The 18864-nt window shown below is 71.2% G+C and carries 15 protein-coding genes; 12 read left to right on the top strand and 3 right to left on the bottom strand.

All coding sequences use genetic code 11. The annotated features are described in order from the left end of the window. The first annotated feature begins 234 nt into the window (after nucleotides 1-234). The 3 genes from BGP73_RS04540 to BGP73_RS04530 all read left to right on the top strand — a co-directional run bounded on the left by BGP73_RS04540 (nucleotide 235) and on the right by BGP73_RS04530 (nucleotide 3519). Nucleotides 235-1020 carry an electron transfer flavoprotein subunit beta/FixA family protein gene (locus BGP73_RS04540; protein ID WP_069812176.1) on the top strand — a complete coding sequence of 262 codons (786 nt, stop codon included), beginning with the start codon at nucleotides 235-237 and terminating at the stop codon, nucleotides 1018-1020. Nucleotides 1021-1080: 60 nt separating this feature from the next. After that, entirely contained in the window at nucleotides 1081-2043 is a 963-nt protein-coding gene (locus BGP73_RS04535) for an electron transfer flavoprotein subunit alpha/FixB family protein (RefSeq protein WP_069812175.1), read from the top strand. Between the two features lie 207 nt (nucleotides 2044-2250). Next, nucleotides 2251-3519 (top strand): DUF6986 family protein, encoded by a 1269-nt coding sequence (locus BGP73_RS04530; protein ID WP_069812174.1) that lies wholly within the window; start codon nucleotides 2251-2253, stop codon nucleotides 3517-3519. A 73-nt stretch (nucleotides 3520-3592) separates the two neighbouring features. Here BGP73_RS04530 and BGP73_RS04525 read toward each other — a convergent pair whose 3' ends face one another. Then, nucleotides 3593-4633 carry a LacI family DNA-binding transcriptional regulator gene (locus BGP73_RS04525; RefSeq protein ID WP_069812173.1) on the bottom strand — a complete coding sequence of 347 codons (1041 nt, stop codon included), beginning with the start codon at nucleotides 4631-4633 and terminating at the stop codon, nucleotides 3593-3595. 140 nt (nucleotides 4634-4773) lie between these two features. Between BGP73_RS04525 and BGP73_RS04520 the strand changes: the two genes are divergently transcribed. The 3 genes from BGP73_RS04520 (at nucleotide 4774) to BGP73_RS04510 (ending at nucleotide 8296) form a co-directional block, all read left to right on the top strand. Further along, nucleotides 4774-5712, top strand: coding sequence for an ROK family protein (locus BGP73_RS04520; protein ID WP_069812172.1), 939 nt, complete (start codon nucleotides 4774-4776; stop codon nucleotides 5710-5712). A 112-nt stretch (nucleotides 5713-5824) separates the two neighbouring features. Then, nucleotides 5825-6859: an NUDIX hydrolase gene (locus BGP73_RS04515; protein WP_069812171.1), complete on the top strand. Its 1035-nt coding sequence runs from the start codon at nucleotides 5825-5827 to the stop codon at nucleotides 6857-6859. A 222-nt stretch (nucleotides 6860-7081) separates the two neighbouring features. Further along, entirely contained in the window at nucleotides 7082-8296 is a 1215-nt protein-coding gene (locus BGP73_RS04510; RefSeq protein ID WP_069812170.1) for a geranylgeranyl reductase family protein, read from the top strand. A 177-nt stretch (nucleotides 8297-8473) separates the two neighbouring features. Here BGP73_RS04510 and BGP73_RS04505 read toward each other — a convergent pair whose 3' ends face one another. Next, nucleotides 8474-8980, bottom strand: coding sequence for a mycothiol transferase (locus tag BGP73_RS04505; RefSeq protein ID WP_069812169.1), 507 nt, complete (start codon nucleotides 8978-8980; stop codon nucleotides 8474-8476). A gap of 476 nt (nucleotides 8981-9456) precedes the next feature. Here BGP73_RS04505 and BGP73_RS04500 point away from each other — a divergent pair, with 476 nt between their 5' ends. From BGP73_RS04500 to BGP73_RS04480, 5 genes are all read left to right on the top strand, one after another. Then, nucleotides 9457-10437: an ABC transporter permease gene (locus BGP73_RS04500; RefSeq protein ID WP_069812168.1), complete on the top strand. Its 981-nt coding sequence runs from the start codon at nucleotides 9457-9459 to the stop codon at nucleotides 10435-10437. A gap of 40 nt (nucleotides 10438-10477) precedes the next feature. Continuing rightward, nucleotides 10478-11593 (top strand): ABC transporter permease, encoded by a 1116-nt coding sequence (locus BGP73_RS04495; RefSeq protein ID WP_079127200.1) that lies wholly within the window; start codon nucleotides 10478-10480, stop codon nucleotides 11591-11593. 64 nt (nucleotides 11594-11657) lie between these two features. Further along, entirely contained in the window at nucleotides 11658-13778 is a 2121-nt protein-coding gene (locus BGP73_RS04490) for an ABC transporter ATP-binding protein (protein ID WP_069812167.1), read from the top strand. A 93-nt stretch (nucleotides 13779-13871) separates the two neighbouring features. Next, nucleotides 13872-15569, top strand: coding sequence for an ABC transporter family substrate-binding protein (locus tag BGP73_RS04485; protein WP_170837751.1), 1698 nt, complete (start codon nucleotides 13872-13874; stop codon nucleotides 15567-15569). Between the two features lie 132 nt (nucleotides 15570-15701). Next, nucleotides 15702-16928 carry an ROK family protein gene (locus BGP73_RS04480; protein ID WP_069812165.1) on the top strand — a complete coding sequence of 409 codons (1227 nt, stop codon included), beginning with the start codon at nucleotides 15702-15704 and terminating at the stop codon, nucleotides 16926-16928. Between the two features lie 36 nt (nucleotides 16929-16964). Here BGP73_RS04480 and BGP73_RS04475 read toward each other — a convergent pair whose 3' ends face one another. Beyond that, nucleotides 16965-17291 carry a hypothetical protein gene (locus BGP73_RS04475; RefSeq protein ID WP_069812164.1) on the bottom strand — a complete coding sequence of 109 codons (327 nt, stop codon included), beginning with the start codon at nucleotides 17289-17291 and terminating at the stop codon, nucleotides 16965-16967. Nucleotides 17292-17448: 157 nt separating this feature from the next. Here BGP73_RS04475 and BGP73_RS04470 point away from each other — a divergent pair, with 157 nt between their 5' ends. Beyond that, the gene (locus tag BGP73_RS04470; protein ID WP_069812864.1) at nucleotides 17449-18573 is read left to right on the top strand and encodes a PLP-dependent cysteine synthase family protein; all 1125 of its coding nucleotides are present in this window, start codon (nucleotides 17449-17451) and stop codon (nucleotides 18571-18573) included. The last annotated feature ends 291 nt before the right edge of the window (nucleotides 18574-18864 follow it).

Here is an 18864-nt window from a genome sequence, read left to right as displayed (position 1 = left end):
CGTGGCGTCGCAGGGGATCCGTCGCGGCTCCGGAGTCCGACCGCGCTCGGCAAACCCATCGTTGGCAAGGTCACAGTTCAGCGGCCTTGAACAGGGGGAAGGCAGTGACTGTACTGGCGAGTAATATTCTGGTGGGGCGGGCCGCCGCGACCGGGTTCCGCAGCCACGGGCGCCTATGCTGCCTGCACGAGGCAGCTGCCCAGTAGTGACGACGCAGTAGGTAGGAGAGCCGGCGTGAGCTTGAGGATCGTTGTCTGTGTGAAGTACGTGCCCGACGCCAGCGGCGACCGGGGCTTCGCCGAGGACCTGACCACGGACCGGGAGGCCGTGGACGGCCTGCTCTCGGAGCTCGACGAGTACGCCGTCGAGCAGGCGCTCCAGATCGCGGACGAGGCCGACGACGCAGAGATCACCGTGCTGACCGTCGGCCCGGAGGACGCCAGGGACGCGCTCCGCAAGGCGCTCTCCATGGGGGCGCACAAGGCCGTCCACGTGGAGGACGACGACCTCCACGGCACCGACGCCATGGGCACCTCACTGGTGCTCAGCAAGGCCATCGAGCACATCGGTTACGACTTGGTGATCTGTGGGATGGCCTCCACCGACGGTGTCATGGGCGTGCTGCCGGCGATGGTCGCCGAGCGGCTCGGCGTCCCGCAGGTGACGCTGCTGTCCGAGATCTCGGTCAGCGACGGCAAGGTGACCGGCCGCCGTGACGGAGACGCCGCCAGCGAGCAGCTCGAGGCGGCCCTGCCGGCGGTCGCTTCCGTGACCGACCAGTCCGGCGAGGCCCGCTACCCCTCCTTCAAGGGCATCATGGCGGCCAAGAAGAAGCCGGTGGAGTCGCTCGACCTCTCCGACCTGGGTGTCGAAGCCGAGGAGGTCGGCTTGGAGGGCGCCTGGACCAAGGTCGAGGACGCCACGGCCCGCCCGCCCCGCAGCGCCGGCACGGTCGTCACCGACGAGGGAGAGGGCGGCAAGCAGCTGGCCGAGTTCCTCGCCGGCCAGAAGTTCATCTGAGCCAGGCTCTGTCCGCCGCCCACCGCCACAGCATTTCTTCGCACGCAGGAGACCCTTCCCATGGCTGAAGTCCTCGTCTACGTCGACCACGCGGACGGTGCCGTCCGCAAGCCCACGCTCGAACTGCTGACCCTCGCCCGCCGGATCGGGGAGCCGGTCGCGGTACACCTGGGAGCCGGTGCCGAGAACGCCGCCCAACTGCTGGGCGAGCACGGGGCCGTGAAGGTGCTCGGGGCCGACGCACCGGAGTTCACCGACTACCTCGTCGCGCCCAAGGTGGACGCGCTGGAAGCCGCCGCCCGGGCCGTCTCACCCGTCGCCGTGCTCGTGCCCTCCTCCGCCGAGGGCAAGGAGATCGCAGCCCGCCTCGCGGTGCGCCTCGGTTCCGGCCTCATCACCGACGCGGTGGACCTGGAGCCGGGGGACGACGGGCCCGTCGCCACCCAGTCGGTGTTCGCCGCCGCGTACAACACCAAGTCCCGGGTCACCAGGGGCGTCCCCGTCATCACCGTGAAGCCCAACTCGGCCGCGCCCGAGGCCGCTCCGGCGGCCGGCGCCGTCGAGGAACTCAGTGTGGCCTTCGGTGAGAAGTCCACGGGAACCAAGGTCGTCTCACGCACCCCGCGCGAGTCCACCGGACGCCCGGAGCTCACCGAGGCGGCGATCGTGGTCTCCGGCGGCCGGGGCGTGGGCGGCGCCGAGAACTTCGCCCTCATGGAGGGGCTGGCCGACACGCTGGGCGCGGCGGTCGGTGCCTCCCGCGCCGCCGTCGACGCCGGCTGGTACCCGCACAGCAGCCAGGTGGGTCAGACCGGCAAGTCCGTCTCCCCCCAGCTCTACATCGCGGCGGGGATCTCCGGGGCGATCCAGCACCGGGCCGGCATGCAGACCTCGAAGACCATCGTCGCCGTCAACAAGGACTCCGAGGCGCCGATCTTCGACCTGGTCGACTACGGCGTGGTGGGCGACCTCTTCGAGGTCATCCCGGCGCTGACCGAGGAGATCAAGGCCCGCAAGGGCTGAGCCACGGCCGAGCCGCGCCGGAAAGCGGCCCGCGTGCGGCCGCCGGTCCAACGGGACCGGCGGCCGCACGGCTCCGGGCCGCCCCCTCGACCGCGCCGGGGCCGGCCGACGGGCCACCCCGAGGGGGCTGTTGACCAGCCGCGCCGATCCGCATAGCTTCACGTGGCGGATGCCGGGTTCCGTTTCGCGGAAGAGGGGTTGGCCTCGATGGTGCACCAGCAGTCAGTCGCGACCAGCCTGCCGGAGACGGTGCGGGAGGAGATCGCCACCGCGCTCGCCCCGGTGGACGCCCGGCTCGCCCGCCGCTACCCGGGAGACCCGGCCGGCCGGCAGCCGGTGCACACCGTCTACGTTCCGGCCGACGAGTTCCGGCCGGAGACCGTCCGCTCCTGGCGGGAACAGGCGATCGCCGCACTCGACGCCCATGCGCCCGACGCCGCTTCGCTGGCAGACGTCCTCGGACTCCGGGGGGAACTCGCCGAGCAGGTGCACGACCGGGTCCGGGAGAAGCTCCGGCGGGAGCCGATCGAGGACCTGCGCGTCGACTTCGAGGACGGCTACGGCCGGCGCTCCGACCGCGAGGAGGACGCCGAGGCCGCCCGGGTCGCCCGGAGCGTCGCCGCCGCCGTCGCGGACGGCACCGCGCCGCCCTGGGTCGGGATCCGGATGAAGTGCCTGGAAGCCCCGGTGCGCGATCGCGGGATCCGCACCCTCGACATCTTCCTGACCGGGCTCCTGCGGGCCGGGGAGCTGCCCTCCGGGCTCTGCCTCACGCTGCCGAAGGTGAGCTGCCCGGAACAGGTCACCGCGATGGCACGCCTCGCCGAGGAGTTCGAGCGAGCCCACGGGCTGGAGGCCGGCCGGATCCGCTTCGAGATCCAGGTCGAGACCACCCAGGCCGTCCTGGGGCCCGACGGCCGCGCCACCGTCGCCCAGCTGATCGACGCCGCTCCCCGGCGGGTCACCGGACTCCACTACGGCACCTTCGACTACAGCGCCGCCTGTGGGATCAGCGCGGCCCACCAGTCCCCGGACCACCCCGTCGCCGACCACGCCAAAGCGGTGATGCAGGTCGCCGCAGCGGGCACCGGCGTCCGGCTCTCGGACGGCTCGACCAACGTGCTGCCGGTCGGCGGCACCGAGCAGGTGCACGCGGCCTGGCGGCTCCACCACAGCCTGGTGCGCCGCTCCCTGGCCCGCGGCTACTACCAGGGCTGGGACATGCACCCGGGCCAACTCCCCACCCGTTACGCCGCCGTCTTCGCCTTCTACCGGGAGGGGCTCGCCGAGGCCTCGGCTCGCCTGGCCGCCTACGCCGACCGGTCCTCCGGGGCGGTGCTGGACGAACCGGCCACGGCCAGGGCGCTCAGCGGCTATCTGCTGCGCGGACTGGAGTGCGGGGCCGTGGACCCGGTGGAGACCGCGCGGCTGACCGGCATGGAACGCCGGGAGCTCCAATCGCTGGCCGGACGCTGACCGCACCGGACCGAGGCGGACCAACGCCGGGGCACCGAGCGGGCCGCCGGGAGCCGTACCGGGCCGCGCCCCTTCAGCTGCCGGGCGGCGACTCCGCCGAGCCGCGGGCGATCAGCCGGGTGGGGAGTTCGATGCGCACCGGCTCCCTGGGGACCCCGCCGCCGAGCCGGCGGAAGAGCAGCCCGGCCGCCTTGCGCCCCAACTCGGCGGAGTCCTGGGCGATCACGCTGACCCCGGGAACGAGCAGATCGGCCAGTTCGAAGTCGTCGAAACCGAGCAGTGCGACCGGTCGCCGCTCCTCCCGCAGCACCCGCACCGCCGTCACGGTCACCCGGTTGTTGGCCGAGAAGACCGCGGTGACCGGCTCCGGGCCTGCCAGCATCGACCGGGCGGCGGCGCGCACCCGCTCCGGCTCGGTGCTGCCCGGGGACACCCAGGCCCGATCGACCGTCAGTCCGGCCTCCCGCATCGCCGCGTGATAGCCGCGAAGGCGTTCGGCGGCGGTGTGGATGCCCGGCTGGTCCCCGATGAAGCCGATCCTGCGGTGGCCGTGGGCGATGAGATGGGCGACCCCGTCGCGGGCGCCGCCGAAACTGTCGGTGAGCACCGCGTCGGCCTCGATCAGACCCGCCGGGCGGTCCACGAAGACGGTGGCCACCCCGGCGGCGATCTCCGGTTCCAGGTAGCGGTGGTCGGTGCTCGCCGGCACGATGATCAGACCGTCCACCCGGCGGGCACAGAGGGCGAGGACCAACTCCCGCTCCCGCTGCGGGTCCTCGGCGCTGGAGCCGTGGATCAGCAGCGCGCCGTGGGCGCGTGCCGCCTCCTCCACGGCCCGGCTCAGCGGTCCGTAGAACGGGTCCGCCAAGTCCTCCAGGACGAGCCCGACGCTCGCGGTGCGGCCCTTGCGCAGCAGCCGGGCACTGTCGTTGCGGCGGAACCCCAGCTGCTCGATGGCCTCCGTCACCCGCCGTGCCGTGTCCGGGGTGACACCGGGCTCGCCGTTCACCACCCGGGAGACCGTCTTGAGGCCGACGCCGGCGTGGGCGGCGACATCCTTCATCGTCGGCCGGATGCCGTAGCGGAGCCCGGAAGCGGGCGCGGTGTCATCCACGGTGCGAAGTCCCTGTCCGTCTGCGCGGGAAGAATGCCTATGAGCATAAGAGCCCCGCGGCCGATGCGCTGGATAACGTTGTCAGGAAAGAACCTCGGGTGGGACCGTGTGCTCCGCACCCTTCGGAGCAGAGGAGAAGGATGGACCACGAGCTCGTCGCCGCCCTGGACATCGGGGGCACCAAGATCGCGGGGGCGCTGGTGGACGCCGGCGGACGGCTGGTCGCCCGGGCTCGGTGCGCGACCCCGGCCCGGCGGAGCGGCACAACGGTGATGGGCGCGGTCGAGGCGGTCCTGGGGGACCTGGCCGACCGGCCCCACTGGTCGCGGGTGACCGCCGTGGGAGTCGGAAGCGCGGGACCCGTTGACGCGTCCACGGGCACGGTCAGTCCGGTCAACATCCCCGGTTGGCGGCGCTTCCCCCTGGTGGACCGGGTTTCGGCGGCCACCGGCGGACTGCCCGTCACGCTGGTGGGCGACGGTGTGGCGATGGCGGCGGCGGAGCACTGGCGGGGAGCGGCCAGGGGCCGGGAGAACGCGCTCTGCATGGTGGTGTCCACCGGCGTCGGCGGCGGGTTGGTGCTGGGCGGTCGCCTGCACCGGGGGGCAACGGGCAACGCCGGTCACATCGGCCATGTCTGCGTGGACCTGGACGGTGACGCCTGCGCCTGCGGCGGTCGAGGCTGCCTGGAGAGCATCGCCAGTGGACCCAACATCGCCCGGCACGCCCTGGCGCACGGCTGGCGGCCCGGGGAAGACGGGGACCGGACGGCCGGGGCGGTGGCCCGGGCGGCGGCCACGGGGGACGGAGCCGCCCTCGCCGCCTTCGAACGGGCCGCCCGGGCGCTGGCCGCGGGCATCGCCTCGACCGCGGCCCTCGTGGAGTTGGACGTCGTGGTGATCGGCGGGGGAGTGGCGGACTCCGGGGAGGTGCTCTTCGCGCCGGTGCGCCGGGCGCTCGACGAGTACGCGGCCCTGTCGTTCCTCCGCCGGCTGGAGGTGCTGCCGGCGCGGACGGGCGCGGACGCCGGTGTGGTGGGCGCGGCGGCCGCGGTGTGGACGGCCCGGGGCGGCGGCTGAACCTCGTCGGTCGGCGGCTTCGCACACCGGGCCGCGACCCCCGCGACCGCGGGGTGTTTCCGTGGCAGGGTGTTGCGGGCAGGCCTTTGGGAGCTACCGATGAGGGGGAAGCGTGATCGTCTGGCTGAACGGCGCGTTCGGCACGGGCAAGACCGCCACGGCACGCGAGTTGGTGGACGTCCTCCCCGGGGCGACCTTCTACGACCCGGAGTCCGTGGTGAGCGGCCTGCGGACGCTCCTGCCGGCCAAGCGTCTGGAGGAGGCCGACGACTACCAGGAGCTGCCCTCCTGGCGGAGGCTGCTGGTGGAGACCGCGGCGGCCGCGCTCAGTGAGGTTCCCGGCCCGCTCGTGGTGCCGATGACCCTGCTCGACCAGGCGCACCGGGACGAGATCTTCGGGGGATTCGCCGCCCGGGGCATCTCGGTCCGGCACGTCCTGCTGCACACAGACGAAACGATCCTGCGAACGCGGGCGGCGATCCACCAGGGCCAGCGGCCCGACGGCGACGACCTCTGCGGACCCCGTCCCGAGGCCGGCTCCCGGATCGAGCGGTACCGCGCCGCACTGCCCTGGCTCTCCGCCGACGCGCACATCGTGGACGTCGGCCGCCTCACCTCCAGGCAGGCGGCCGAGCGGGTGGCGGCGGCGGTCCGGGCCGGGGCCGGGAACTGCGACATCGTCCAGACGCCCGAACCGGCCACCGAGACGCTGGCCGCCGGGGTGCTCCTGTTCGACCAGCGGGACCGGGTGCTCCTGGTCGACCCGACCTACAAGCCCGGCTGGGAGTTCCCGGGCGGCATCGTGGAGCCCGGTGAGGCGCCGGCCCGGGCGGGGATGCGCGAGGTCGCCGAGGAGACCGGCATACGGCTGGAGCGGGTCCCGGGCCTGCTGATCGTCGACTGGGAGCCCCCGGAGCCGCCGAAGTACGGCGGACTGCGACTGCTCTTCGACGGCGGCCGTCTCGGTTCCGAGGAGTGTGACCGGGTGCTGCTGCCGGACGCGGAGCTCCGGGACTGGCGCTTCGTCACCGAGAGCGAGGCCGAGCGCCTCCTGCCGACCTCCGGCTTCAACCGGCTCCGCTGGGCCCTCCGGGCCCGCGAGCAAGCCACCGTCCTCAACCTGGAGGCCGGTGTGCCGGTCGGCTGAGCCTGTTGCGCGCGCAGTGTCCGCCCGTTCCGGTCGGCAGCCGGCGGTCCCCGAGCGAGTCGAACGCGAGAAGGGCCGCGGGGCACCCGGACGTATGGCTGAAATCGTGTCGATCTTCCCTCGAACTTCCGTGGGAAACCGGGGTCGTAGGATGCGGGACGGAAACCGGAGACTCCTCGAATACCAGCTCGAGGACTCAGTCGAACGGGAGCGCAAGCACAGGTGAGCAGCGAGAACGCAGCCCAGTCAGGCGAGCGTAACGAGCACGTGTGGGATGTCGTGGTGGTCGGCGCGGGACCGGCGGGGTCGTCGGCGGCCTACGCAGCCGCGGTCGCGGGGCGACGTGTCCTGCTGCTCGAGAAGGCCGAGCTACCCCGGTACAAGACCTGCGGTGGCGGCATCATCGGGCCCTCCCGGGACGCGCTCCCGCCGGGCTTCGAACTCCCGCTGCAGGACCGCGTGCACGCCGTCACCTTCTCGCTGAACGGGCGGTTGACGCGTACCCGGCGCTCGAAGAACATGCTCTTCGGCCTCGTCAACCGGCAGGAGTTCGACCAGCGGCTGGTCGAGGCGGCGGAGGCGGCGGGCGCCGACGTGCGCACCGGAGTCACCGTCTCCCGGGTGGAGCAGCACGGACCGGCCGTGCCCGACCGGCGCACGGTCGCCGTCGTGCTCAACGACGGAGAGGTCGTGCTGGCCCGTGCGGTGGTGGGCGCGGACGGCAGCGCCAGCCGGATCGGAGCGCACGTCGGGGTCAAGCTGGACCAGGTCGATCTCGGCCTGGAGGCCGAGATCCCGGTGCCGGCCACCGTCGCCGAGGACTGGGCCGGGCGGATCCTCATCGACTGGGGCCCGCTGCCGGGGAGTTACGGCTGGGTCTTCCCGAAGGGGGACACCCTGACGGTCGGGGTGATCTCGGCGCGCGGCGAGGGGGCGGCGACCAAGCGCTACCTCGAGGACTTCATCGCCAGGCTCGGGCTGGCCGGCTTCGAACCCGCCATCTCCTCCGGTCATCTGACCCGCTGCCGCGCCGAGGACTCACCGCTCTCCCGGGGGCGGGTGCTGGTCTGCGGTGACGCCGCCGGCCTGCTGGAGCCGTGGACGAGAGAGGGCATCTCCTTCGCCCTCCGCTCGGGGCGACTGGCGGGCGAGTGGGCGGTGCGGATCGCCGAGGCCCAGGACGCCGTGGACGCCCGGCGCCAGGCGTTGAACTACGCCTTCGCCATCAAGGCCGGGCTCGGTGTGGAGATGGGGGTGGGGCAGCGGATGCTGGCCGTCTTCAAGCGCCGCCCCCGCCTACTGCACACGGTGATGACCGGATTCCGTCCGGCCTGGAACGTCTTCGCCGGGATCACCCGCGGTTCCACCACGCTGGGCGAGGTCGTCCGGACCTCTCCGCTGGCGCGGCGGGCGCTGGGCGCGCTCGACAAGGCCTGAACCGTCGAGCACGGGGCGGGCAGGACGCCTGCTTCCAGGGGAAGGCGGTGGAACGGGCCGCCGCCGGGATGTCCCGACGGCGGCTCGCCCCGACCGTCGAACAGCCGTCGGGGGCCCGGGCGTCGGTCCGCTCCCGCGGCGGTCGGAGGGGCCCGGGAGCGCGGCGGGTACCACCGGTCAGCCGCGCTCCAGTACACCGCGGAGGAACGCGGCCTGGCCCACGAGTTCCAGATCGTCGGCCAGGACGCTCACCAGGCGCACACCGAGGGTCACCGGTGGATCCCACGCCTCGTCGATGACGCTGGTCAACTCGGCCGGGTCGAGCTCCGACAGCCAGCCCACCGTCTGCTCGTGCACCGCGTCGTGATAGCCGAGCAGCGGATCCGCCGAGTCGACCCGCACCGCCGCGACCTCCTCGCCGCCGTGCCCGTAGCCGGTCGAGCCGGCCGGCAGAGGGAGGGCGAACCGCCGCTTCCACCCCTGGGCGAGCCAGACCTGCTCCAGGCCCGAGGCGTCTGCCACGTGATCGTCCTGCACACGTGTCAGATGCCATACCAGCCAGGCGATCGAGTTGCTGCCGTCCAGCCGTGCGTTGAGGTCCGCGGTGGAGAGTCCGTCGAGCACGCCGTGCACCGCGCCGCGCACCCGCTCGTACCCGTCCACCAGTACCGCCGTACCGTTCATGGCTCTCCCCAGGGCCTTCCTCCACCGGTCGAGGCGCTGGCCGTCTCTCCATACCGGGGAGGACGGTGGGCCGTCGGTGTCCTTGTCCCAGTAGCCAGCCGCCTCCGGACGAAACCAGCTGAGAGCCGTCGCTTTGCGTCGATGCCGGACAAGTGGGTGAGGCCGGGAGGATCAGGGTGCTCCGTGCCTCACCGGCGTACCTTCGTCACCCGCTGTCGAAGCCGTCCGTATATCGGGGATCGAACCTCATAGACCGGTGACGCCTGGGAATCAAAGGGATGTCCGCTCTCCGGCCTGGTGGTCGCGAGTTGGTTCCCTGAATACCCTTAATCTATAGGGGGGTTGGCGTTATCACTCCGTGAACATCCTGTTATCGACAATTCCGTTGCATGGCCCAAAGATGTTGATCGACCCGCACCGCACTCTCCCCCAGTTGTCCGCACTGATGCGGTGCGCACCGAGGGAAGGGCGTCACCATGGGCCGGTATTTGCTCCGCCGATCGGCGAACTATCTGGTCCTGGTGTTGATCGCGGCCTCGCTCACATATTTCCTGGCCGCGCTCAGTCTCAACCCCAGAGCCAAGTTCGACGGCCGCAACCCACCGCTGCCCGAGTCGTCCATCACCCTGACGCTGGACGACTACAACATGAACCCCGACACCCCGGTGCTGGTCAGGTTCGGGCACTGGGCGAATGACCTGGTCCACGGTGACCTCGGCAAGAACATCGACGGCGACCGGGTCAACGAGGACTTCGGACGCCGGGTGGGGGTCTCGACCCGGCTGCTCCTGCTCTCCACCATCATCGGCTCGGCGGGCGGCGTCGCCCTCGGAGCCATCGGAGCCGTCCGGCAGTACAGATTCTTCGACCGCTTCACCACGCTCGCGTCGTTCTTCATCCTCGCCATGCCGGTGTTCGTGGTCGCCGTGGCGCTCAAGATCGGGGCCACCGCCGTCAACGGAGGTTCCCAGACCATCAAGGTGCTGGGCGAGTACGACGCCCAGTACGCCGGCCAGTGGAACTTCGAGGCGCTCATCAACCGAGCCCAGCACATGCTGCTGCCGGCTCTCACGCTGATCATCATGCAGGTGGCGCTCTACAGCCGCTACCAGCGCTCGACCATGCTCGACGTACTCGGCAGCGACTTCCTGCGCACCGCCCGGGCCAAGGGGCTGCGACGCCGCAAGGCGCTGATCAAACACGGTCTGCGCACCGCGGTGCTGCCGGTGGTGCCGCTGCTCGTCTACCACATCGTGCTGCTGTTCACCGGTGCGACCTTCACGGAGAAGACCTTCGGCTGGCACGGCATGGGTGAGCTCCTCGTCGACTCGATCCACAAACAGGACGTCAACTCGGTGGCCGCGGTCGGTCTGTTCACCGCCGTGCTGGTGCTGATCGCCGGTCTGCTGTCCGACCTGGTGTACGCAGCGCTCGATCCACGAGTACGGGTCAGCTGACCCCCGCCCTGTACCCACCGCTTCTTCAGGAGAGCGCGCGATGAGCGTCCAGCTGCCCCCAGCGACCGAGCCGATCGAAGGCTCCGCACCCAATGCCGAAGGCCCCCGCGCCAAGGCCCGCACCTCCCGGCTCCAGCTGACGGTGCGCCGGTTCGCCAGGAACCGGTTGGCGCTGTTCGGTCTGGTGGTGATCGTGCTGTTGTTCCTCGCTGCCTACGTCGGCCCCCTGTTCACCCAGTGGGACTACAAGCAGCACGACTACAGCAGCTTCCTGGCCGAGCCCGGCGGGGAGCACTGGTGGGGCACCACCCAGGGCGGTGTCGACCTCTTCGCCCTCACCATGCGGGGTTTGCAGAAGTCGCTGGTGATCGGTCTTCTGGTCGGTGTTCTGACCACCTTCCTCGCCGCCACCGTGGGATCCTTCGCCGCGTACTTCGGCGGCTGGACGGACCGCATCCTGATGTGGATCGTCGACCTGTTGCTCGTGATGCCGTCGTTCCTGATCATCGCCGTGATGTCGCCGGTGTTCCGGGGCAAGACCTGGCTGATCTTCGTACTGCTGCTCGGTGCGTTCAGCTGGATGATCACCGGCCGAGTGGTCCGGTCGATGACCTTCACGCTCAAGGACCGCGAGTTCGTCAAGGCGGCCAAGTACATGGGCGTGCCTGCGCCGGTCATCATCTTCCGGCACATCCTGCCCAACATGGCCTCGATGCTCATCATCGACTGCGTCATCCAGGTGGGCCTGGCGGTCATCGGAGAGAGCAGCCTCTCCTACTTCGGGTTCGGCGTTCAGGCACCGGACGTCTCGCTGGGCACCGTCATCGCCGACAACACCACCAACGCCGCCAGCTACCCCTGGCTGTTCTTCTTCCCGGCCGGCTGCCTGGTGATGATCGGTGTGGCCATCTCCTTCGTCGGTGACGGGCTGCGCGACGCCCTCGACCCCAACGCCAGCGGGGCCAAGGCCCGGATGCCGCGCGAGAAGCGCGGGAAGCGGGGGAAGCCGGCGGGCGGCACCGGGGCGGTCGTTCCCGAGCAGGCCGACGGAGAGGAGCGCGGGGGGCCGGAGGCGGCGGCCCCGGCCGGAAGCCGAACCAGGACCACCGCCGGTGACGGTGCGGGGGCCACGAGTACCTCCGGGGAGGACTCGTGAACTCCGCTCTCTCCAGCCAGCAGCACCGCCCCGCGCACCGCGCGTCTCAGGAAGGACCCCGACGGTGACCGAGACCAAGCCGGACCAGCCGACCAGGGCCGCCGACACGGCGAAGCCGATCCTCGAAGTCAGCGACCTGAACGTCTCCTTCCCCAGCGAGGCGGGCGAGGTGCAGGCCGTGCGCGGTGTCTCCTACGCCGTGCGCCCCGGCGAGGTGCTGGGCATCGTCGGCGAGTCCGGATCGGGCAAGTCCGTCTCCTCCATGGCCGTCCTCGGGCTGCTCCCCGAGACGGCGCGGGTCAGCGGCTCGGTCAAGCTCGGCGGGCGGGAACTGCTCGGTCTGAGCGACGGCGCGATGTCGAAGATCCGTGGCAAGGAGATCGCCATGGTCTTCCAGGACCCGCTGTCGGCCCTCACCCCCGTCTACTCGGTCGGCTACCAGTTGGCAGAGGCGCTCCGGGTGCACCAGTCGATCAGCAAGGACGCCGCCCGCAAGCGCGCCGTCGAACTGCTCGACGTGGTCGGCATCCCGGACCCGCACCGCAGGGTCGACGCCTTCCCGCACGAGTTCTCCGGCGGGATGCGTCAGCGGGCGATGATCGCCATGGCCATCGCCAACGACCCCGAGGTCATCATCGCCGACGAGCCGACCACGGCTCTCGACGTGACCATCCAGGCGCAGGTCCTGGACGTCCTCAAGCGGGCCCAGGAGGTCACCGGGGCGGCCATCGTCATGATCACCCACGACCTCGGCGTGATCGCCGGCTTCGCCGACCAGGTGCAGGTGATGTACGCCGGCCGCCCGGTGGAGACCGGTCCGGTGGACGAGGTCTACTACCGGCCGCGGATGCCCTACACCATCGGACTGCTCGGCTCGATCCCGCGGTTGGACGAGGGCCGCGTCGAGGACGGCTCCCGCCGGGCCCTGACCCCCGTCGAGGGCAACCCGCCGAAGATGGTCGACCTGGCTCCCGGCTGCCCGTTCGCCCCGCGCTGTCCGGTCGCCACGGACGTGTGCCGGACGACCGAGCCGGAGCTGGCGGTCGCCGACGGGGCGGCGCACCGGACCGCCTGCCACCGCGCCGGCGAGATCGGCGACACCCTGGACCGGGCGACCGTCTACCCGGTGCCGGAACTCCCCGATGCCGCGCCCGTCGAGCGGCTGCCGCGGGAGGAGCGTCCGACCGTCCTGGAACTCGACCAGCTGACCAAGCACTTCCCGCTCACCAAGGGGGGCCTGGTCAAGCGGCGGGTCGGCACCGTACGGGCGGTCGACGGCATCAGCCTCGACATCCGCGAGGGCGAGACGCTGGGGCTGGTGGGAGAGTCCGGCTGCGGCAAGACCACCACGCTGCTGGAGATCCTGGACCTGCCCGGGGACCAGACCGGCACGGTCACCGTCTTCGGCAAGAACATCACCGAGCTCAGCCGGGCGGACCGCAAGGGCCTCCGCCGGGACATGCAGATCGTCTTCCAGGACCCGATGGCCGCGCTCGACGCGCGGATGCCGATCGGCGACATCCTCGCGGAGCCGCTCCGGACGCACGGCTGGGACAAGGCCCGCATCGCCGCGCGGGTTCCCGAACTGCTGGAGATGGTGGGCTTGGAGGCCGACCACGCCGACCGGTACCCGCAGGAGTTCTCCGGCGGGCAGCGGCAGCGGATCTGCATCGCCCGGGCGCTGGCCCTGGAGCCCAAGCTGGTCATCCTGGACGAGCCGGTCTCCGCCCTGGACGTCTCCATCCAGGCCGGCGTGCTCAACCTGCTGGACGAGCTGAAGAGCCGACTGGGCCTCAGCTACCTCTTCGTCGCGCACGACCTGTCCGTCGTCCGGCACATCGCCGACCGCATCGCGGTGATGTACCTCGGCCGGATCGTGGAGATCGGCGCGGCGGAGAAGGTCTTCGCCCAGCCCTCGCACCCCTACACCCAGGCACTGCTGTCGGCGGTGCCGCTGCCCGACCCCCACAAGGAGCGTGAGCGGACCCGGATCCTGCTCAGCGGCGACCTTCCCAGCCCCACGGACGTGCCGGCCGGCTGCCGGTTCGCCGGCCGCTGCCCGAAGTACGCCACGCTCGAGAAGGCCGACCAGTCCCGCTGCCGGGAGGAGGACCCGGCGACCGCACCGCTGGCCGAGGACCACGCGGCCGCCTGCCACTTCCCCACCGCTCTCGAACTCCTCTGAAGTGCCCGGCCACACCGGCGCCCCCCACCAGCGCACCTCCCGCTCCACATTTTCGAACAACCCTCAACCCCAATGCCAGAGAAAGAGGCACCGGTGAAAATCTCCAGATATCCGATCGCTATCGTCGCCACCCTGGCGGCGTCCTCCCTGCTGCTGACCGCCTGTGGCGGCGGCTCCGACGACGACGACGCGAAGGGCAAGAAGGAGACGCCCAAGACGACCGCCGTCGACGTCAAGGCCACCGACCCGGTCAAGCTGAAGCAGGGTGGGACGCTGAGCTGGGCGCTCAGCGGCCTCCCGACCCAGTGGAACGGGCTGGAGGCGGACGGCGCGGACGCCAACGCCTCGAGCGTCCTGCGGGCCCTCATGCCCTCCTTCTGGCACTCTCAGGCCGACGGCACCCAGGTGCCGAACGAGGCGTTCCTGCTCGACGCGCAGTCCGAGATGGTCGACGGCAAGCAGGTGGTCACCTGGCAGCTGAACCCGAAGGCCAAGTGGTCCGACGGGACGCCGATCACCTGGAAGGACCTGGCGGCCAACGTCAAGGCCATGGATGGCAAGGACGAGTCCTTCCAGGTCAGCTCCACCACCGGTTACGACCAGGTGGAGAGCGTGAAGAAGGGCAAGGACGAGTACGAGGCGATCATGACCTTCGCCACTCCGTTCGCGGACTGGCAGGCCATGTTCAGCGCGCCGGCCAACGGCCCGCTCTACCCGGCCAAGTACATGGCGGACGCCAAGAAGTTCAACGAGGGGTACGTCGGCAAGATCCCGATCACGGGCAACGCCTTCAAACTGGACAAGATCGACAAGACCGCGCAGACGGTCACCGTCGTCCCCGACCCCAACTGGTGGGGTGACAAGCCCAAGCTGGACAAGATCGTCTTCCGTGCCATGGAAGCCAGCGGTATGCCGGCCGCCTACGCCAACGGCGAGGTGAACTACTTCGAGATCGCCGGTGACCCGTCCGCCTACAAGCAGGCCTCCAAGGTCAAGCGCGGTGAGATCCGCAAGGCCGGCGGCCCCAACTACCGGATCTTCAGCTTCAACGGCGAGAGCAAGCAGCTCTCGGACGTGCGGGTCCGGCAGGCCATCTTCATGGCCATCAACCGGAAGACCATGGCCGAGTCCAACCTGAAGGGCCTGGGCTGGGACGCCACCCCGCTGGACAACCACTACCTGGTGGCCAACCAGGACGGGTACAAGGACAACTCCGGCAAGCTCGGCAAGTTCGACCCCGAGGCGGCCGGGAAGCTGCTCGACGAGGCCGGCTGGAAGCTCGACGGCAAGCTGCGCAAGAAGGACGGCAAGTTCCTTGAGGTGCGCTTCGTGATCCCCGCCGGCATCGCCGGAGCGATCAACGAGGGCTCCATGCTCACCGAGATGCTCGGTGACGTCGGCATCAAGGTCGACGTGCAGTCCGTGCCGGCCAACGACTTCTTCACCAAGTACCTGGCCAAGGGCGACTTCGACATCACGCCGTTCAGCCTGATCGGGACCCCGTTCCCGGCCAGCGGCTCGCTGAACGTCTACGGCACCAAGGGCGGTACCAACTTCGGCAAGATCGGCACCAAGGAGCTCGACGAGCTGATCAACAAGGCGGCTCAGGCCACCGACCCGGTCGAGGGCCAGAAGCTGATCAACGAGGCGGACGCCGAGACCTGGAAGCTCGCCGGCATCCTGCCGATCTACCAGCGTCCGGACATCGTCGCGATCGACAAGAACATCGCCAACCTGGGCGCCCTCGGGCTGACCGACCCGATCTACGAGCACATCGGTTTCCTCAAGTAAGCGCATAGGCCTCCGGCCTGAGCGCACCGATGGCCGGCCCCGCGGCGACGGGGCCGGCCATCGGCCGTCCCGCGTACGGGACCCCCTCGGCAGCGGATTTGGCAGGGACCGGCGGGAAGTGAGAATAGGGCGGTGACCCAGACTCGGACATCGCGGCTGGAGAGAGGCCGCAGCGCCCTCGGACCGGCACTGGAGCTCATCCACACCGGTCGCGCGCCGACCCGCGCCGTGCTCACCTCCAGGCTCGGCGTGACCCGTGCCACCGCGGGGGCCGTGGCGGCCGAACTCGAAACCCTCGGCCTGATCACCGTCGACTCCCGGCCGGGGGCGGCTGCCGGTTCGCAGGGGCGCCCCTCGCACCGGCTCTCCCTCGACCCGGAGGGTCCCGTGGTGCTGGCAGCGCAGGTGCACGCGGACGGCTTCCGGGTGGCGCTCGTCGGGCTGGGCGGACGGATCGTGGCCACCGAGCCCCGGCGGATGACCGTGCCCGCCGACCCCGCCCACGTCCTGGGCGCCGTGGCCGATGCGGGCGCCGAGTTGCTGCGGGAGTCCGGGCGAAGATGTCTCGGCGCGGGGCTGGCGGTGCCGTCCGCCGTCGCCGAACCGGAGGGAACGGCGCTGAACCCGTTGCACGTGGCCTGGCCGGCCGGCGCCCCGGTCCGGGAGATATTCGGTGGATGCGTGGCGGAGGCCGGTGTCTTCCGGGCCGAGTCGGGCGGCACCGCCGTGGTCGCCGGCAACGACGTGAACCTCGCCGCCCTCGCCGAGCACCGGCACGGAGCCGGCCGCGACGCCCAGGACCTGCTGTGCGTCGCCACCGGGCACCGGGGTGTCGGCGGCGCGCTGGTGCTGGGCGGACGCCTCCACAGCGGTAGTTCGGGCCTGGCGCTGGAGGTCGGACACCTGACGGTCCACCCGGAGGGGCGGCCCTGCCACTGTGGTGGCCGCGGCTGCCTCGACGTGGAGGCCGACCCGCTGGCCTTCCTGGAGGCGGCCGGCCGCGAGCCCGGGCCCGAGGGGTCACTGCTCCGGCAGTCCCAGGAACTGCTGGCCGAGGAGGCGTCCGATCCGGCGGTGGGCGAAGCGGTGCGGCTGCTGACCGCCCGGTTGGGAGCCGGGCTGGCGGGCCTGGTCAACATCCTGAACCCGGACCGGATCATCCTGGGCGGGCTCTACGGGGACCTGCTCCGATTCGACGCCGAGCGGCTCCGCGCGGTGGTGGCCGACCACAGCCTCTGGGGGCGCAGCGGAGGCGTGCCGATCCTGCCGTGCACGCTGGACCACAACAGCCTGGTGGGGGCGGCGGAGCTGGCCTGGCAGCCGGTACTGGACGATCCGCTGTCCGTGCTCGGTGGGTAGTCGGTAGTCGGCGGCCGGGGGTGGCGGGGGCCGGGTTCAGTCGCGCCGGGAGCGGCCGCGGGCGGCGCGGACCGCGTCGAGGAAGCGTCCTCGGGAGGGCGGCCCGGACTCACCGGGCGCGGGATCGCGGTCCCGGAGGGTGAGCAGATAACGGGTGCCGTTCAAGGTGGCCAACGCCCGATCGCGGGCGAACCACGGCCGACCCGCTTCCACGCGGTCGACCGGGGCGCTGTCGATCTCGCTGCCGTAGCTGGTGAGCAGCGTCAGCCTGCCGTCGCCGATCCGCACCCGGCCGGCCCGGGTCAGGGAACGCAACCGTCGCTCGATCCCCACCCCGGTCGCTTCGAACTCGGGATCTGCCATGCCGCATCGCCTCCCAGGCGGACCACGGGCACGCAGCCGACGCGTCCCCCAAGGGAAAGTCTGCCGGGCCGGGCCGCCCGGCGCCAGTGTGCATTTATGATCGAAATGTCTGGGCGGTGGGAGACCCTGAAACCTGAGGAGCGCGCTGGTGGGCACCATGGAACGGCTGGGGGGCGACGGTGTCCTGGGGACCGTCGACGCGGACCGCAGCGACCCCGCGTACCGGGCGTGGCTGAAAGACGCCGTACGCAAGGTGCAGGCGGACGCAAACCGGTCGGCCGACACCCATCTGCTGCGCTACCCGCTGCCGGAGCAGTGGGGGATCGACCTGTACCTCAAGGACGAGTCGACCCATCCCACGGGGAGTCTCAAACACCGGTTGGCCCGGTCGCTCTTCCTCTACGGGCTGTGCAACGGCTGGATCCGGCCGGACCGTCCGGTGATCGAGGCGTCCAGTGGCTCCACCGCCGTATCCGAGGCCTACTTCGCGCAACTGATCGGCGTGCCCTTCATCGCGGTGATGCCCCGCACGACCAGCAGGGAGAAGACCCGGCTCATCGAGTTCCACGGCGGGCGCTGCCACCTGGTGGAGGACCCGCGGACGGTGTACGAGGTCTCGGCCGCCCTCGCAGCGGACTCCGGGGGCCACTACATGGACCAGTTCACCTACGCCGAGCGAGCCACCGACTGGCGCGGAAACAACAACATCGCCGAGTCGATCTACACCCAGCTCCGGATGGAGCGCTACCCCGAACCGGCCTGGATCGTCGCCACCGCCGGCACCGGGGGCACCTCCGCGACCATCGCCCGGTACGTGCGCTACATGCAGTTGGACACCAGGGTCTGTGTGGCGGATCCGGAGAACTCCTGCTTCTTCGAGGGTTGGACCACCGGCGACCCCGGCGCCTCCAGCGACCACGGATCGCGGATCGAGGGCATCGGCAGGCCCCGGATGGAGCCCAGCTTCGTGCCCGGCGCGATCGACCGGATGATGAAGGTGCCGGACGCCGCCTCCGTCGCCGCCGTCCGCGCCCTGGAACGGGCGATCGGCCGGAAGGCGGGCGGCTCGACCGGCACCGGGCTGTGGAGCGCGCTGAAGATCGTGTCCGAGATGGTCGGCGAGGGGCGGACCGGCAGCGTGGTCAGCCTCATCTGCGATGCGGGCGACCGCTATCTCGACAAGTACTACTCCGACCGGTGGCTCGCCGAACAAGGGCTGGACATCGAGCCCTACAGCGCGGCGATCGACGTACTGCTGGCCACCGGTGCGCTGCCGGACTGACAGGCGCCCCGGACCGCCAGTCCACCCGGACTGGCGGGGAACGGGGCCCGGTGACGAGGCCGTCATCAAGGGCTGCCGGCGTACGCCCGGTGGCTCACGACGGCAGCCACGGCGCCCGACAGGCAAGGGGCGACCCTGCCCGATGCCCGCGCGCTGATCCACCGGGGATCGCGGAGAACCCTCGGTGCCGGTCATCGCGTGCGGTCTGCCGCGTGCGCATGTGATCCGGTGAGGACGTGGCGAGCGCTCACCGATCTGGCGTGAGGTTCGGCCGAACCCCTGCGTTCGGGA

This window comes from Streptomyces sp. TP-A0874 (assembly GCF_001748085.1).
In the GTDB taxonomy this organism is placed as follows: domain Bacteria; phylum Actinomycetota; class Actinomycetes; order Streptomycetales; family Streptomycetaceae; genus Streptomyces.
The sequence above is the reverse complement of the archived record's forward strand: the minus strand, read 5'-3'. Positions and strand labels throughout refer to the sequence as shown.

Excerpts from the sequence above, each read along its gene's own strand:
- BGP73_RS04535 (WP_069812175.1), top strand. The coding sequence starts at position 1,081 with ATGGCTGAAGTCCTCGTCTACGTCGACCACGCGGACGGTGCCGTCCGC.
- BGP73_RS04530 (WP_069812174.1), top strand. The coding sequence starts at position 2,251 with ATGGTGCACCAGCAGTCAGTCGCGACCAGCCTGCCGGAGACGGTGCGG.
- BGP73_RS04520 (WP_069812172.1), top strand. The coding sequence starts at position 4,774 with ATGGACCACGAGCTCGTCGCCGCCCTGGACATCGGGGGCACCAAGATC.
- BGP73_RS04505 (WP_069812169.1), bottom strand. The coding sequence starts at position 8,980 with ATGAACGGTACGGCGGTACTGGTGGACGGGTACGAGCGGGTGCGCGGC.
- BGP73_RS04500 (WP_069812168.1), top strand. The coding sequence starts at position 9,457 with ATGGGCCGGTATTTGCTCCGCCGATCGGCGAACTATCTGGTCCTGGTG.
- BGP73_RS04495 (WP_079127200.1), top strand. The coding sequence starts at position 10,478 with ATGAGCGTCCAGCTGCCCCCAGCGACCGAGCCGATCGAAGGCTCCGCA.
- BGP73_RS04475 (WP_069812164.1), bottom strand. The coding sequence starts at position 17,291 with ATGGCAGATCCCGAGTTCGAAGCGACCGGGGTGGGGATCGAGCGACGG.
- BGP73_RS04470 (WP_069812864.1), top strand. The coding sequence starts at position 17,449 with ATGGAACGGCTGGGGGGCGACGGTGTCCTGGGGACCGTCGACGCGGAC.